The 16304-nt window shown below is 38.1% G+C and carries 10 protein-coding genes; 9 read left to right on the forward strand and 1 reads right to left on the reverse strand.

Going from position 1 to position 16304, the window contains the following annotated elements; genetic code table 11:
- Positions 1-7: 7 nt before the first annotated feature.
- From ADM90_RS00290 to istB, 8 genes are all read left to right on the forward strand, one after another.
- Positions 8-622 carry a hypothetical protein gene (locus tag ADM90_RS00290; RefSeq protein ID WP_053993082.1) on the forward strand — a complete coding sequence of 205 codons (615 nt, stop codon included), beginning with the start codon at positions 8-10 and terminating at the stop codon, positions 620-622.
- 86 nt (positions 623-708) lie between these two features.
- Positions 709-3861, forward strand: a complete 3153-nt coding sequence (locus tag ADM90_RS00295; protein WP_053993083.1) for a hypothetical protein — start codon at positions 709-711, stop codon at positions 3859-3861.
- A gap of 169 nt (positions 3862-4030) precedes the next feature.
- The gene (tnpA, locus tag ADM90_RS00300; protein WP_053993084.1) at positions 4031-4354 is read left to right on the forward strand and encodes an IS66 family insertion sequence element accessory protein TnpA; all 324 of its coding nucleotides are present in this window, start codon (positions 4031-4033) and stop codon (positions 4352-4354) included.
- A complete protein-coding gene (gene tnpB, locus ADM90_RS00305; RefSeq protein ID WP_053993085.1) occupies positions 4344-4700 on the forward strand; it encodes an IS66 family insertion sequence element accessory protein TnpB in 357 nt (118 codons plus the stop codon). Before tnpA ends, tnpB begins: the two co-directional genes overlap by 11 nt.
- Before the next feature lie 47 nt (positions 4701-4747).
- Entirely contained in the window at positions 4748-6343 is a 1596-nt protein-coding gene (gene tnpC, locus ADM90_RS00310) for an IS66 family transposase (RefSeq protein ID WP_053993086.1), read from the forward strand.
- 329 nt (positions 6344-6672) lie between these two features.
- The gene (gene istA / locus ADM90_RS24910; RefSeq protein WP_235473225.1) at positions 6673-7620 is read left to right on the forward strand and encodes an IS21 family transposase; all 948 of its coding nucleotides are present in this window, start codon (positions 6673-6675) and stop codon (positions 7618-7620) included.
- Positions 7599-8066, forward strand: a complete 468-nt coding sequence (locus ADM90_RS24915) for a Mu transposase domain-containing protein (RefSeq protein WP_235473227.1) — start codon at positions 7599-7601, stop codon at positions 8064-8066. Before istA ends, ADM90_RS24915 begins: the two co-directional genes overlap by 22 nt.
- A gap of 101 nt (positions 8067-8167) precedes the next feature.
- Positions 8168-8884: an IS21-like element helper ATPase IstB gene (gene istB, locus ADM90_RS00320; protein ID WP_053993087.1), complete on the forward strand. Its 717-nt coding sequence runs from the start codon at positions 8168-8170 to the stop codon at positions 8882-8884.
- A gap of 704 nt (positions 8885-9588) precedes the next feature.
- Here the strand turns inward: istB and ADM90_RS00325 are convergent.
- Entirely contained in the window at positions 9589-13527 is a 3939-nt protein-coding gene (locus tag ADM90_RS00325; protein WP_053993088.1) for an S-layer homology domain-containing protein, read from the reverse strand.
- A gap of 610 nt (positions 13528-14137) precedes the next feature.
- Here ADM90_RS00325 and ADM90_RS00330 point away from each other — a divergent pair.
- A complete protein-coding gene (locus ADM90_RS00330; RefSeq protein WP_053993089.1) occupies positions 14138-15994 on the forward strand; it encodes an S-layer homology domain-containing protein in 1857 nt (618 codons plus the stop codon).
- Positions 15995-16304 lie beyond the last annotated feature (310 nt).

Consider the following 16304-nt stretch of genomic DNA (forward strand, 5'->3'; position numbering starts at 1 on the left):
CACATTTATGCACTATGATGAAAAAACAACAACTATTTTACAGCAGCTTGAGCAAGGAAAAACACGTCAAGAAATCGCTCAAACCTACAACCAGCATTGGAAATCTATTGATATGCATATGCGTAGACGAGGGTTTCGTTGGGACAAAGCTCAGCAAATCTATGTAAAACAGCTAACAGCAACCTCTCCCACAAAAGTACAATCCCTTCTACGCCGATTAGCTACTAAGCAACCAAACTTTAAAAAAATCGCACAGCAACATGGCTTTCACACGGTGGAGGAAATGGGTCTTTATCTAAAAAAGCAGGGCTATATATGGCATCCTGAGCTACAAAACTACTATTATGTATCCACACCTATTCAACAGGAACATCCCTCTTCATTTAATGAAACAACATTAATGCAATTTCTTCTTGCTAATCAACAAACACTAACAGCCATGTTAACAAATGCTACACTTATCCCACAAACTATTACAACTAATGAAATAACTCTTACAGTTACATCCTCTCTCTATACAACATTAATAGAGCAATGCCAAAAACTACATCTCACGCCTCAAGCCATTATCGAACTAGCATTAACACAGTATCTCACTACAATAGATGATAAAAGCAATTAACAACACAACTGTTGAAGTAACATTCGACGATGCACAAACAACTGTAAAAGCGAGCGATTTCAGCATTGATGGTTTAGAAATCAAAAATGCAGCAATCAAACAACAAAGTGGTTGTTTTAACAACTGAATCTCAAACGGCTGAGCAAGAATACGTTCTTTCTTACCAAGATGAAGTAATTGGTGGATTCAAAGGTGTGGCTGCTGTCATCCCTACAGCAATCGACATCACTGAAAAATCACAACAAGAGGTTGTAGGTAACCAAGTAACTGTTAAAGCACAAGTTACTGTAGGTGAAGGACAATCTAAAGCAGGTATTCCTGTGACATTCAACATCGTAAACAACTACGGTGACAACAGCACAGGTACGTTAAACCAACCAATCGTTGCTGAAGCAAACACAGATGAAAACGGTGTGGCGACTTACACATACACTCGTTATGCACAAACAAGCCAACAAATCGCTTCATCTGATGAAGTGCAAGCATATGCAACTGGTAAAGCGTCCGTGCGTTCATTCGCAAAAGTTTACTGGGCGTCGATCAAACCATTAGCAGTGACTGCATTAACAGAAGGTAATTCAGTAAACAATGGTGCGAAAAAACAATACAAAGTTAAAGCAGCGTTATACCACACAGAAGGATATACTTCTGCCTTCACTGAGAATGGTCAAGTATACCCAGCAGGTAACTATGTAAATATCGCTTTCAAAGAAAACGTTGATGTAACACCTGATAAAGCAGTGAAAACTGTAGATGTTATTGATGCAAACGGTAGAAACTTAAGCTACCCAGCTCAATATACAACATCTTTAGGTGATCAAAATGGTACTGTTAAAGTTGTAAAAATCCCAGTTGACAAAAATGGTGAAGCAATTTTCACATTAACAGGTAAAGATGCTGAAGTAACACCAATCGTATTTGTGGATAATAAAGAAAATCCACAAAATGCAACGGGTAACCGTGGTCGCTTCAATGCAACTGAATTATTTGCAGAAGCACCAAAATTAACAATTGGTAAAATCCAAAACTTACAATTAGAATCAATTGGAACTGAATATGCAGCTGCTTATATTGGTAGCTTAAATTCAAATGTTTCAACATATACGTATGAAAATGCAGCAGGTGAGAAATTATACCGTGATGCAGCAGGTAACTTAGCTGTTCTTGCAGCAGGTGGTACACTTCCAGCTAATGCTACTTTCATTAGCCAAAACAGCCCACTACGTGCAGGCGAAATTGTACCAGCAGGATTCACTCAAAAAAATGTAAATACTACTGTTACAGTTCCAGATTTCAATGCTCATTTCTCAGCTACAAAATCAGTTCACACATACTACAATATTCCTAATGGTGACGCAGCTTCTAAACAATTAGCTGACGCATTAGTAAATACTGGTGGTCGTGACTATAAAGCTGTATTAAAAGATGAAAATGGTAAACTTGCGCCAACTGGTACACAAGTACGTGTATCTGTTGAAATCGGTTCAGGTGTAAAAACAAATAGCGGTCCTGTGTATCTAGTAGATAAAAACTCTAACTCGATTCACCGTCTAACTACAAATGCATTTGATGCAGATAAAGTAGTTGTGAACTTAGCAACTGATGCAAAAGGTGAAGTAGCCTTCACATTAATCGGTGGGAAAGATGCATATGCAACACCAACTGTATTCACTGAAACAGGCGATAAAGCTGGTTTAGATAAAAATGATTTACAACAAGTTGGCGGTATTGCATACTTCGGTGATGCAATTGTACAATCTGCAACATTAACTGTAGATGGTAAAGATGCTCAAACTGTAAGTGTTGGTGATTTAGCAGCATTCTCATACCAAACAGTTGACCAAAACAATAAACACTATGACACTTATAACCAAGCAAATCTACGTGTAACATTCCAATTTACATCTACATTCGCTGGTGCAGAGGTATATGCAGCAAGCTCAGTAGTAGATGGTAAATTAGTTGCTGGTGCACAACCAATTGGTTATATTAACATGGGTAGCTCAAATACAGCTCCATTCGATATTCCAGCAGTTAATGGTAAAGCAACTGTATATGTAAAAGCTACACGTGGTACAACAGTAACAGCTACTGCTGGTGCAAATACTCCAGCATTACCACAAGGTTTAACGGCTTCTGCTGTATTTAACTTAAGCAACAATGAAGGCGTACAACCAGGTGTACCTGTAACTGGTAAAGTTATCGCAACTGACTTAACAAACAACCGTTTACTATTATTATTAAGTGATGGTGTAACAGTTCGTGATGTTGATTATAGCGGATCAAATACACAATTCTTTGTTCAAGGTTCTCGTAACTCAGTAACAGAGACTACATTTGTAGATGCTACTAAGAACATGGTTGCTGGTGTTAACAACCTATTAGGTAAAGAGGTAACTTTCACATTAGCTAAAGATTCAACTCCAACTAAAGTGGAAAATTCAGGTGTTGATTCTGCAATTCAATTTAAAGATGGTGCAAAAATCCATTTAACAAATACTAATGCAGTGTATAACTTTGCAACTCCTACAGCACCACGTGGCGTAGTAGGTACAGCAACTGAAAAAGTTGATATTTATGTAAATGCTGATAATATTACAGTTAAAAATGCTGATGTAATAGGTACTATTACTGTTGGTGGTCAAGGTTCAAACGCTAATGACCAAGATCAAAAAACAGTTCGTACATTTACAGCTGATAATGTAACATTAGATGGTAATGCATATGTTTACACAGCTTCTAAACAAACATTTAACCTTGTGAATGGATCAAACTTTGCTCGCGTACATTTAGCAAATGCTGAAAAAGTAAACATTGAGAACTCAACAATTGGAGAATTAATTCTTAAAACTACTGGTGCTGAGATTACTGGTACTAATGGTACTATTAATGCTATCACAACAGCTCCTAATGTTGTCGCACCAATACCGACTGGTACTGTTAACGCGCCAAACCCAACATCTGAAACATTGGCTTCAGTAGTAACTACTTCTGCTGACACAGTAACTTTAACTTTTGCAACTGGCTCTAACTTAACAAATAATGATATTTCAGTTACTGATGGTACTACTTCAGGTACTGTATCTACTTCAGGTGATACTGCAGTTGTAACATTTGCAGCTCCTGTTGCTGGTAAAACTTTATTTGTAGCAGTTACACAAAATGGTGTTACTAAAGAATACTCAGTAGTTGTAAACTCAACTGTAGGTTCTACAGGTACAGTAACTCGTAAATACTAATTCTCAAATATTGAATTTGATTATAGTATCTTATAATTACACAAAAAGACTCTATAGAGATTTCTCTATAGGGTCTTTTTTGTAGGGTAAGCGCCAAATACTACACACCTTCTAATAATTGCCGAGTTTTGTGATAATCACATTAACATCAATTGTTAGGAGGTTTTTTATGTCACCAGAGGAACGAAAACAGATGTGGCAAGAACGCATCGATGCCTGTAGATCCAGTGGAGTGCCAAGTGTAAAAGCTTGGTGTAAACAAAATCAAGTAGGTGTCCAAAGTATGTATAGCTGGATGAAACGATTGGATACTGAACCGACTCACGTCGCTTATCCTCTTACACAATGGGTTGCCATCGATTCATCCAATTCGATTGAAGAAACATCTACTTTAACAGTTAAGGTAGGAGATGTTTCAATTGAAATTAAAGAAGGCTTCAATCATGCACTTTTTAATGAAGTGCTTCAGGTTCTTCAGTCACATGTTAAGTAAAACACCCATTGAACGAGTCTATTTAGCGACGGGTTCAACAGATTTGCGAAAGTCGATCGATGGATTGGCAGCGATTGTTCAAATGAGTTTTCAACTGGATCCTTTCTCTTCCAATCTATTTGTCTTCTGTAATCGCAAACGTGATAAGTTGAAGATTCTCCATTGGGATCATAATGGTTTTTGGTTGTATTATCGTCGTCTTGAAGAAGGCGTTTTTGAATGGCCAGATGAACAAACAGCTACGCATCTAGCGATTAGTCCTCGCCAATTGAATTGGTTACTTGATGGGATTAGCTATGAACAAAAACAAGCCCATCCAAAAATGGATGCAAAAGTTATCATTTAGAGAGAATTGACCATCTATGTCACCTCTCTTTATGGTATTCTATTTTCATGGAAAAAAATACGCATGAACTACAAGATACAATTGAAGAACTCGCAGCAAAAAATGCGGATTTAGAAAAACAAAAAGAAGTCCTAGAGGCAAAAGTAAAATGGTTGGAAGAACAATTCCGACTAAGCCAACAAAAGAGATTCGGGACATCTAGTGAAAAAACAAATCCGGATCAAATCGAACTATCTCTTTTTAATGAAGCTGAAATCACAGCGGATGTAAAAGTGGAAGAACCTACGCTTGAAACGATTACGTATAATCGAAAGAAGTATGTAGGACAACGAGATGCGAAACTTGAAAACTTGCCTACGGAAACGATTCATTATCGTTTATCCGAAGAAGAGCAGGTCTGTTTGTGTTGCGGTGAAACTGTGCATGAAATGAGTACGGAAACGCGACGAGAATTAAGGATTATCCCTGCTCAAGTGAAAGTCGTGGAGCATATTCAACATATTTACAGCTGTCGTAAATGTGAACGTGAAGGAATCGAAACACCGATTGTCACAGCTAAAATGCCTGCGGCAGTTTTTCCAAAAAGTCTCGCTTCGCCTTCTTCAATGGCATATATCATGAATCAAAAATACGTAGAAGGAATGCCATTGTACCGAATTGAAAAACAATTTGAACGACTTGGTGTCTTTCTATCACGCCAAACGATTGCCAACTGGGTAATATATGGTTCAATGAAGTGGCTCTCACCGCTTTACAATCGCTTGCATGAGCTTCTACTTCAACTTGACCGTCTGCACGCAGACGAAACAACAGTTCAAGTTTTAGCAGAACCCGGAAAGGCTGCAAATTCCAAATCCTATATGTGGTTATACCGATCTGGCCGTGACATAACACCGATTGTTTTATACGATTACCAGACTTCGCGCCACAGTAAGCACCCAAAGGCATTTCTTAAGGGGTTTTCGGGATACCTTCATGTCGATGGTTATGCAGGATACCACGATTTGAAGAATGTGGAGTTAGTTGGATGTCTAGCTCACGCACGAAGAAAGTTCGATGAAACGCTCAAATCGTTGCCTGCCAATGTAGATAAATCTACAACTCTAGCGGCTGAAGGACTCCAATACTGTAATCAATTATTTAAAATTGAGAAACAGATAGATGAGGAAATCAAAAATTGTAGCCCAGAACAACGGAAAGAAGAACGTCAAAAACGCAGTCAACCCGTGTTGGATGCTTTTTTAGCATGGCTAAAATCAAAACGCCCTCAAGTTCCACCAAAAAGCAAACTAGGTGAAGCAATTAACTATAGTTTAAACCAATGGCCTAAACTTATTACCTTTATGAAAGATGGGCGTCTTGAAATTGATAATAATAGAGCGGAGCGTTCTATTAAACCATTCGTTATGGGGAGAAAATCGTGGCTGTTTTCCCAATCTATGAGAGGTGCAACTGCCAGTGCCATTATCTATAGCATTGTAGAAACTGCCAAAGAGAACCGGTTAAATCCCATGAGCTACTTAAACTATCTTTTTGAACAATTACCACAAATAGATCTAGATGATCAGGAAGCACTTGATCAGTTCCTTCCGTGGTCAAAAACCATTCCAAAGGAATGCCGTATTCCTGATAAAGTTAAGTAAAGAATACACCAATGCCCACCTGAAAAACTAGGTGGGCATTATTTTACGCTTACTTTGTAGGGAAATAGGTATAAAATAAAAATAGTACATCTTCACGGTATACACGACGAATAGCCATGTTTCCTGTAATTTTTTTCAGAGAGAGATGGCTATTTTACATAAGTAGCTTGGATCATTTTCGATCAAGATATGTACAGCCTGGTTATGGCAAACTAATAATGTACCTTTCGGTCACTAATTTATGTATGAAAAAACTACTTGCCAACATTAACCAATAAAGTTACACTCCTCGTTAGACCAATAACGTTTGACAGGAGGTAACATAGGAGATGTTACAAGTGGTAGAAATTAATTATATCAGACATGAAGTGAATCAAAAAGGGCGTTCTTACAAGGACGTTGCCAAAAGTGTGAAGCACGATTGGCGTACAGTGAAAAAGTATGCGAACCAAGAGGAATTTCCTCAAACATTAAAACAAAAGCGTAAATCACCAGTGATGGATAAGGTGAAGCCTATTATTGATCAATGGTTAGAAGAAGATTTGAAGTTCAAGAAGAAGTTCCAACGAACTGCCAAACGAATGTTTACGCAACTAATGGAAGAACACAACTTCGAAGGCTCAGAGCGCTCAGTACGCCGATATGTAAGTAAGCGTAAGGCGGAGTTGAAGAAGGAGGCAGAAGGAGCGGCATTACCGCTTGAAACTGTACCTGGCACTGCACAAGTAGATTTTGGTAAAGCCCCTTTCCATTACGGGGGAACGGTCATTGAATTACCTTTCTTAGTGATGTCATTTCCGTTCTCTACTACATTTTATTATCAGGTGTTTCCATCAGAAAATACGGAGTGTTTTTTAGAAGGGCTTCAACGAATTTTCATGCGATTAGGGAATGTCCCGAAGACGATTCGTTTCGATAACTTATCACCAGCTGTGGTGAAAATTCATAACAATGGTGAGCGCGATTTAACGGACAGTTTTGAACGGTTTGTCTTACATTATGGTTTTGAAGCTGAATTTTGTAATCCAGGCAGCGGCAATGAAAAGGGACATGTCGAGAACATGGTGAAATATATTCGCAATAACTTCTTATTGCCAGCCCCTTATTTCACGGACCTAGATGACTTTAATGAACAACAATGGCTTCTGGCCGAAAAGGATCAGCTACGTGTGCATTATGAAAAAGAAATTGAACAACGTGTCTTACATCAACAAACAGTGGAAAAACATCTTGTTTTACCTGAGAAGCCCTTCCATTGTGGCCGTATTCAACAGTGAAAGCAGATAAATCGGGACTTATTCATTTTGAAACGAAGCTGTACTCCACCTCTCCTCGTTTCGCACAAAAGAAGGTACTCATTGAAGTTCTTTATAATGAGGTTCGAATTTTAGATGAAGCCTATCAATGTATTGTCCGCCATCCAAGGCTTTACGGTAATCAGACCAAATCAATGATTTGGCAACCTTATTTAAAATTAGTAGCTAAAAGACCGAGAGCCATTAAATATTCGGGTGTTTATGATCAGTTACCAGATGAATGGCAGCAGTATTTGAAAATGTGTAAAGAAGCGGAGCAAAAAACAGCCTTTTCACTTTTAGCGGAATTAATGACCCATGCCTCTTTTGATGAATTAACTGAAGCTCTACGTATGGCAAGTGCGATGGGACATCCATCAGTAGAGCAAATTAAACAGGCTTTCCGAGCAAGGAAGTTTAATCAGTAGCCTTATAAATCGATTGAGACGAAACCGGCGATCCCTACTTTGCCAGAGGTGACCAGAGGAACAGAGCGATACGATGTATTCTTTGATTCGGAGGTGTCTTCATGAGCGAATTATTAGTAGAGTGCGCCAAGCGTTTGAAATTGAGCCAATTGCGGTCACATATTGAGGAACTAACAGCGGAAGAAGTTCAGTTTTTAGAAAAGCTTTTTACACGAGAAATTGAGCAACGTGAACAGTCAAAATTAAATCTCTTATTAAAACAAGCGCAGTTGCCGCAAAGTGGCCAAGAGCCGTATGAATGGCAACATGTCCAATTACCAAAAACGATTTCGAAGGAGGAGCTCCTTGATGGGGCTTTTCTGGAAAAGCGTGAAAATCTTATTTTGTATGGTGGTGTGGGGACAGGTAAAACGTATTTAAGTAAATGTATTGCGTTAAATGCCATAACTAGATACGGCCATAAAGTTCGGTTTTATACGGTCGCTGGACTAGTCAATCAATTGATTGATGCGAATCAAAAAGGCCAGCTGAATCGATTAATGAATCAAGTAGATAAGCTGGACCTCTTGATATTAGACGAATTAGGCTATATTCCATTAGGTAAGGAAGGCGCTGAATTACTCTTCCAAGTGATTTCAATGTGTTATGAGAAGCGCAGCATCATTATCACAACCAATCTGCAATTTGGGCAATGGAATCATGTATTCGGCAATCAAGTGTTAACAGAGGCAGTTATCGATCGGTTAATCCATCATTCACACCTAACGATTTTTACAGGCGAGAGCTATCGATACCGTCATTCAAGTATTAGAAGTTAGTAAAAATAGTGTTGGCAAGTGGCTACAAAATTAATGTCCATTTTATACATTTTTTAGTTGCCAAATCCACTTTACGATACATTTTTGCGACTCATTCGGACGACAAGCATTGAATTATCTCAAACAACAGTTAATTGGTCTTGATGATTTTGCCTTTTGAAAAGGACATGATTACGGTATGCTCATTTGTGATTTAGAGATACATCAACCACTCGCCATCTTACCAGGAAGAACAAGTGAATTAGTTGAAGCTTAGCTTCAATCCCAACTACATGTTCAAACCGTTAGCCGAGATGGTTCAAGTAGCTACCGTGAAGCTATAACAGAAAAGAATTCAGCCATATTTCAAATAATCAACAGCATTTACTCAACAATGCTGTTGATTATTTGAAAAGCTCCTCTTCAAAATCTGTGACATCTACCAGAGGCATTTCATTTGGTTCAGTGTGTATTTGAATACCCATTGCACTAGACGAAATAAGATATTCACACTCTCCCTATCAAGAAAAGGATCCTCTTCTGAACCAAGATAAAAACTATGTATACTTTGAATTCACATTTACGCTTGATCTTCCTTAAATTCCACTCACTTCATTAGATTACGGACAACCCAATAACCAAACAAAAAAGACTGTGACAAACCTAGATAAACTAGATTTGTCAACAGTCTTTATATTATATAACTTGTTCTATTAATTTGAGAATTAGTATTTACGAGTGATTGTAGCTGTATTACCTACAGTACCTGCTACTACAGTAAATGTTTTTACTACATTATTTTGAGTGAATTTCACTTCAAACGTTTTGCCAACTACACCTTCTGCAAGTGTAAATGTTACTGTATCACCAGAAGTTGTTCCAATTGTACCTGGAGTTACAGTTAAGCTAGTTGTGTTTGCATACGTACCAGCTGTGAATGTTAATGTTACTGTATCACCAGTTGTAGTTGTAGCAGTGAATGGTACTTCTGCAGTTGGTGTTGCATCAACATCTTTTGGAGTGATTGAAACACCTGGAGCTACAGAAAGTTCATTAACTGTACCAGCACCATCACCCGTTACACCAGTTAAAGTAGAACCGTTTTGTGTAACAAGTAATTGACTGATATTAGAACCACCAGCTAATGCAACGTGTTCTGGAATGTTTAATACCACACGGTTTAAGCTAGAATTACCAGTGATAACGAATGTATTACCATCACCTTGGTTAACTGTTACTGTACCTGTAACTTCTACATTGTTTAATGCAAAGTCGTTAAGAACTTGTTGTACAGAGGCATTTGTGCGTCCTACTGTTACATTACCATAGATTTTCACATTGCTAAGTTTAATGTTATCTCCATTGATTTGGAAATCAGCATCTACTAATGCTCTACCAGTTGCATCAAGATATCCTGCTGGAGCATTATGAGCAAAATCATACTCTTTAAGTGTTGACGTATAGTCACCTTCAATGATGAATGTATTACGTTTTGCAATTACTTTGTCATTATCAACTCGAATTCCTGATTGGATATCTAAGTTATCAAACTTCGCTTTGCTGTTCGCATCAGCTTTTTGTGTGAAGAATAATTCATCACCAACATTCAAATGAGCTTCAAATGTTGCTTCAGATGCACCAGAAGCACCTTTGTAATATAGTTCATCTGCTTCATACTTCAAGTCGTAAACTTTTTCGCCTCGTGAATCTGTTAATAAAATACGGTTATTCTCTTTATCTACAGCAATCACTTTACCACGTACAGATTGTCCGTATGCGATACCTTCATTGTTTAATGAAGTGAATGAAGCGCTTGCGTTTAACACTGGTAAATTGTGTGCGCTTGCTGTTACATCAACGCGGTTTCCACGTACAGATTTTACTTTCAGATCCGCTTTACCATTTGTTGATTTTACATCAAATGATCTTGTGCTACCTTGATTTACAGTTTCCACACGTAAAGCACCATTACGGTCAGTGTATTCTACAGTAGCTGGCGAGAATGTTGTTGATACTTGGAAAGTAGCAATAAAATCAGTACTGTCTTTTACATGATAGTGCTTTTTGTTTTGATCTGTTGATTGATACGAGAATGTTACTTCTTCTGCAACAGATTTAGAAGTCGTATCTTCGTTATCAATTGTTAATTTCGCACTATTGATTGTACGGTCACCGAAGTATACGATTTCGCCTGCTTCTTGTGCATCATTTGTATCTAGTCCATCTTTATCACCAGTTTCTACAAATGCTGTTGGTGTTGCATAGCTATCACGACCACCAATTACTGTGAATGATACTTGACCTTTCGCATCAGTTGATAAAGAGAATGTTTCTTTCTCTTTTGAGAAATCACTCACTTTATATACTGTGTGTGAGTTATTATCAATGAAGTAAATTGGCGTTACTGATGCTGTCGCAGTAGTTTTTGCTGAACCATATTTTAATTCAACTTTCACCACTTGCCCCGCCTGTGCCGCTTTACCATCTTTATCTGTGTAAGATACTTTGTAATCACGACCACCTGTATTTGTTAAATCAGCAGCAAGTGCTTCATTTTTCTCTTTTACTGAGCCAGTGTAAGAATATTTAGAAAGGTGTGTGTTAGAAAGTTGGTTCGTTTTTCTAGTTGGGAATTTACCAGCACCTTCTAAAGCAACTACACCTGTTACAACCGCATTATTACCAAGTTCTGTATAAACGAAACCTGATGGTACTCTTTCATCAGAACGAAGTGGGTTAGTGTTGTTAATGATAGTTGAGCCATTTGGAACTGGTAGGCTTGCACCTGTTAATTGTCCATTTGGATCACGAACTAATACTAAATTTCCGTTGCGGTATTCGTAACGACCTGTACGATCAAAGCTTTCTTCATATGCAGATGCATCTTTTGTGCCAAGTGATTCAACTTTCACACTTAACACTTGCTCTTTTGCAAATGTAAGTGGTGCTGCAAATGCTGCTAATTCTGTTTTATCAAAACGATCAATTGTTGCATTTGTATTACCTACTGCATCATCAACCCATACAAATGGTGTTACAGTTTGATTTGAACCAGTTAATGTGAATGTAGCTTCACCTTTAGCATCTAATTTAACTCGTACAGCGTTGAAACGATTTGTTTCAGTTGAATTAGTTGTTGTGAATTGACCTGGGTAACCTAAAGTAATTCCAGTAGTATTATCTGTTACTGTTACATTTTTATTTGCTTTATCTGGTGCAACGTTTACGTTATCCAAGTAACCAACGTTGATGTCACGCGAGCCATATTTCTTTTCTAATTCAGCGGCATTATTTACGCCAGCTACTTTTACTTTATAAACTTTTTTCGCACCATTGTTTAATTTATTACCTGTTGTTACTTCAGTAATTGTTAATGGTTGTGTGTTTGCCCAGTATACTTTTGTGAAGTCACGTGCAGTTGGATTACCCGTTGCATATACTTGTACTTCGTCACTTGTGTTTAAATCTTGAGATGTTGCAGCATAACGAGTATATGCGTATGAAGCTACACCATTTTCATCTGTAAGTGCTTCAGCTACGATTGCTGGGTTTAAACCACCGCTTGGGTTTTTATTATCAGAACCTTGAGCATTCACGATGTTAAATGTTACAGGAATACCTGCTTTAGATTGACCTTCTCCAACTGTTACTTGTGCTTGTACAGTCACTTGTGTACCAAGTGGTGCCTGTTGCGATTTGTGTGATTTAACTTGTGTAGTTGTTTCTTTACCAATTTCGCCTTCTACTACTGGATTTTCAAATTCAACTGCTGTTACAGCTGTTGGAATAACCGCAGCCACACCTTTGAATCCACCGATTACTTCATCACGGTAAGAAAGAGTATATTCTTGCTCAGCCGTTTGAGATGCAGTAGTTAAGACAACCACTTTGTTGTTAGATTGTTTGATTGCTGCATTTTTGATTTCTAAACCATCAATGCTGAAATCGCTAGCTTTTACAGTTGTTTGTGCTTCGTCAAATGTTACTTCAACAGTTGTGTTATTAATTGCTTTTACAGATGATGCTTCAACTACTTCTTCGTTCTCTTCTAAGTTAAGTGTACGTTGGAATGTTAAAGCAAAGTCTTGACGAGTGATTGTGTTGTTAGGGTTAAGACGGTTTGTGTCAGTACCTTGGAAAATGCCGTTTGCTACAGCGATTTCTAGGTATTGCTTAGCCCAAGGTTTGATTGAAGAAGAGTCAGCAAATCCATCTACACTTGCGTCACCTTCTAAACCGAAAGCTTCTACTAAGATTTTAGCAGCTTCTGAACGAGTTAAAGATTTGCTTGGTGCGAATTCAGTTGTGCTTACACCTTCAAAAATTCCGTGTTCTACAACCGCTGTGATTGAGTTGTAGTACCAAGCGCCTTTTTTAACGTCCTTGAAGTTTACGTCTCCACTAGCGTCTAAATCTAAAGCTTTTGCGAAGATTTCAGCAGCTTCTGCACGAGAAATTGTATTTAGTGGGTTGAAGTTCCCTTTAGCATCACCTTGAATTACGCCAGAGTCTACTAAAGCTTGAACTGCCTCTTTCGCGTACCCAGAAACTTTATTTAAATCATTTACTTGCGCAGCAGATGCTACAGGAACGATTGCTGATGCAACTAATGCAGCTGTTGCTGATGCCGCGAAGAACTTACGGCCTTTGTTTTGCTTTGCCATTAATGTATTCCTCCCTAGATTTCCTAAAAATGATATTAATTCAACGAAAACTATATTACTGTCTTATTAGTTGCCTAACTGTATGTATTATAGTTTTCTTGAACAATCCAAAACTAAAGCAAATTCGTTAGTTAAGTTACTAGAAAAAGCGTAGTAGAATACCATTCTAGTAAGCTTATTCACTTTCTACAATAATATAACACTATCTTTTCCAAATTTCAAGCATTGAAACATAAATTTAGGTATGAAAGTTTTTTTTTCCATAACAATTATGGTTGTAAGTAGATTCCTGAAAACTTCCTACTATTTATTGTCTCATTTGGAATGGTAACTTATAGCTACGTTACCTATTATACCTGACTCTTCATAATAACCAAGCATTTTTTGGATTGGTTACGAAATTGTCAAAAATTAAAGTTTGCCGTAATGTTTTAGTTATATTTGTAAAGAAACAGAAATATATAGGGTAGTATTTTGTTGTTTTTTCTTTATTTCATGACTAACCCCTTCTATCTGTCCCTGTGTTGTAATAATAGATATCTTATTTTTATGCTACACTTTTGATAGTTTGATAGGATCAGACTATCAACGATTGAAGGGAGCTTGTAAAATGAAACATACGTTACCTCTTTATGGGGCTGTGCTTGCGGGTATGTTATATCTTACGCCTACTACGGCGGCAGCAGAGGATATTTCGAAGCATTGGGCCTACCATGAAATGAACTATCTAATTACCAATGATTTAATGAAGGGAGATGAACTTGGCAATTATCGTCCAAATGCTGCTGTTACACGTGCAGAGTTTGCAGCATTTCTTGTACGAACGCTCAATCTACCAACTGCTTCAAGTAATCAAACATTTAGCGATGTAAAGAAAGATGACTGGTATTATGGTGTTGTTCAGCAGGCTAGTTATTATGGGCTTATTAAAGGAGATGAACAAGGTAAGTTCAATCCAAAAGCGTATATTGATCGTCAGCAAATGGCAGCGATGTTAAAAAGGGCTCTTCATTATTTAGATATTCAGACGTCCACCTCCCCTATTGCCTTTAATGATAATGCACGTATTGCAAAATGGGCCTATGCTGATGTACAAGCTGTTGTTGCTGCGGGACTGCTTGGTGGCAAGCCTAATAACCAATTTGCACCACTTGCCCAAACAACACGTGCAGAGGCAGCAACTGTGCTGTATCGTTTGCTTCATTTAGAAGCGCCCGTTTCTGGCAGTAAGCAATATATCACGACAAACTACTCACAGAATTATGCGAACGTGGTAAGCAAACAGGCTGGCAATAATCCCAAAGTTGATGGTGCTGGTGCTTTCACGGCTAGCGAGGCACTAGTGTCATACTATGTACACCCAAAAAGCTTTATGCAGGATAGCCCATCCTATTATCAATTTTTAAAGCTATCAACTGTCGTGAATAATCTAAGTGCTAAGGAATTAAATGAAAAAGTGCTTGCAAATAAAGGAAGCTTAAGTGGCATGGGTGATGCCTTTATTGAGGCAGGCATTCAATACAATGTCAATGCGATCTATTTATTATCACATGCATTGCATGAAACGAATAATGGCTCCTCTGCACTTATTAAAGGTATTGAGGTGGGGCTTGATCAAACTGGCAAGCCTATTGTGGTAACGTCTGACAATCGAGAGCAGCTAACGGAGATAAAGACAGCTTATAATGCTTATGGTATTGGCGCTATTGATGCAGATGCTAATAAATATGGGGCGGAGCGTGCTTATACAAATGGCTGGTTTACAGTGCAGGATGCGATTATTGGCGGCACAGAGTTTGTAACAGAGCGTTATATTAATCAAGGACAGGATACATTGTATAAAATGCGCTGGAATCCGGATAATCCTACAGTTCATCAGTATGCAACACATGTGATGTGGGCAGATATTCAGGCGAAGAAAATTTATGAGCTTTATGAATTAATTGGCGCGGATGCAACAACGAATTTAGTATTTGATGTTCCTGTTTATCAAGGTCAGCCTGCTTCGGTTACTTTACCAGACCCATCGAAGCGCTATGCGTTAGACACTGCTTTAGCTGGTACAGCGGGGATGGTGACTATTAATTTGAATATGCGAACTTATCCAAATACCGTAGATAATGCTTCAATTATTACGAATTTGCCAAAGGATACAACCTTTAAGGTGCTTGGTGAAAATGGTGGCTGGTTGAAAGTGAGAGCAGATGGACAAGAAGGCTGGGTACTTGATGATTACGTCATTCTCGAAAATGGCTTACAAATTGTCAATATGACGATTATGCTGAATGTTCGCAGTGAGCCCTCCACAACAAGCAGTATTGTCGGAACGGTGAAACCAAATGGCTTTATTATTGGTGCAGTAGATGATGAGGGTGAATTTATTAAGGATGGCGATTGGTATCAGGTCATTTACAATGGCAAAACAGGTTGGGTGCATGGCGATTATATTGTAAAAAATGATCTATAGCAATCATAAAAAGAGGGTGCGATACTATTTCGCACTCTTTTTTATGTTAATTTTTTGTCACTAATATAATAGAAGAAACTCAAATTTTATGGGTAGACATGGAATTATGGCAAGGGATCTTTTTAAGATGTTTTCTGTTGTGATGGATTATGGTATTTCTTTTATATGTTCGCTCAATCATGGGGACTACGCGCTCAATTATAGGAGTTAAACGCTCATTTTTCTGACGTAACCGCTCAATTATTGACCAGAACCGCTCATTTCCAACATACAAACGCTCAATTGTTACAGTTAACGAAAATTTCCTGTC

Source organism: Lysinibacillus macroides, assembly GCF_001281525.1.
Classification (GTDB): Bacteria; Bacillota; Bacilli; order Bacillales_A; family Planococcaceae; genus Lysinibacillus; species Lysinibacillus macroides.

Bases quoted from the DNA above. Each gene is read 5' to 3' on its own strand.
- ADM90_RS00325 (WP_053993088.1), bottom strand. From the start codon at position 13,527: ATGGCAAAGCAAAACAAAGGCCGTAAGTTCTTCGCGGCATCAGCAACA.
- tnpB (WP_053993085.1), top strand. From the start codon at position 4,344: ATGTTAAGTAAAACACCCATTGAACGAGTCTATTTAGCGACGGGTTCA.
- ADM90_RS00330 (WP_053993089.1), top strand. From the start codon at position 14,138: ATGAAACATACGTTACCTCTTTATGGGGCTGTGCTTGCGGGTATGTTA.
- tnpC (WP_053993086.1), top strand. From the start codon at position 4,748: ATGGAAAAAAATACGCATGAACTACAAGATACAATTGAAGAACTCGCA.
- ADM90_RS00295 (WP_053993083.1), top strand. From the start codon at position 709: ATGCAGCAATCAAACAACAAAGTGGTTGTTTTAACAACTGAATCTCAA.
- istA (WP_235473225.1), top strand. From the start codon at position 6,673: ATGTTACAAGTGGTAGAAATTAATTATATCAGACATGAAGTGAATCAA.
- istB (WP_053993087.1), top strand. From the start codon at position 8,168: ATGAGCGAATTATTAGTAGAGTGCGCCAAGCGTTTGAAATTGAGCCAA.
- ADM90_RS00290 (WP_053993082.1), top strand. From the start codon at position 8: ATGCACTATGATGAAAAAACAACAACTATTTTACAGCAGCTTGAGCAA.
- tnpA (WP_053993084.1), top strand. From the start codon at position 4,031: ATGTCACCAGAGGAACGAAAACAGATGTGGCAAGAACGCATCGATGCC.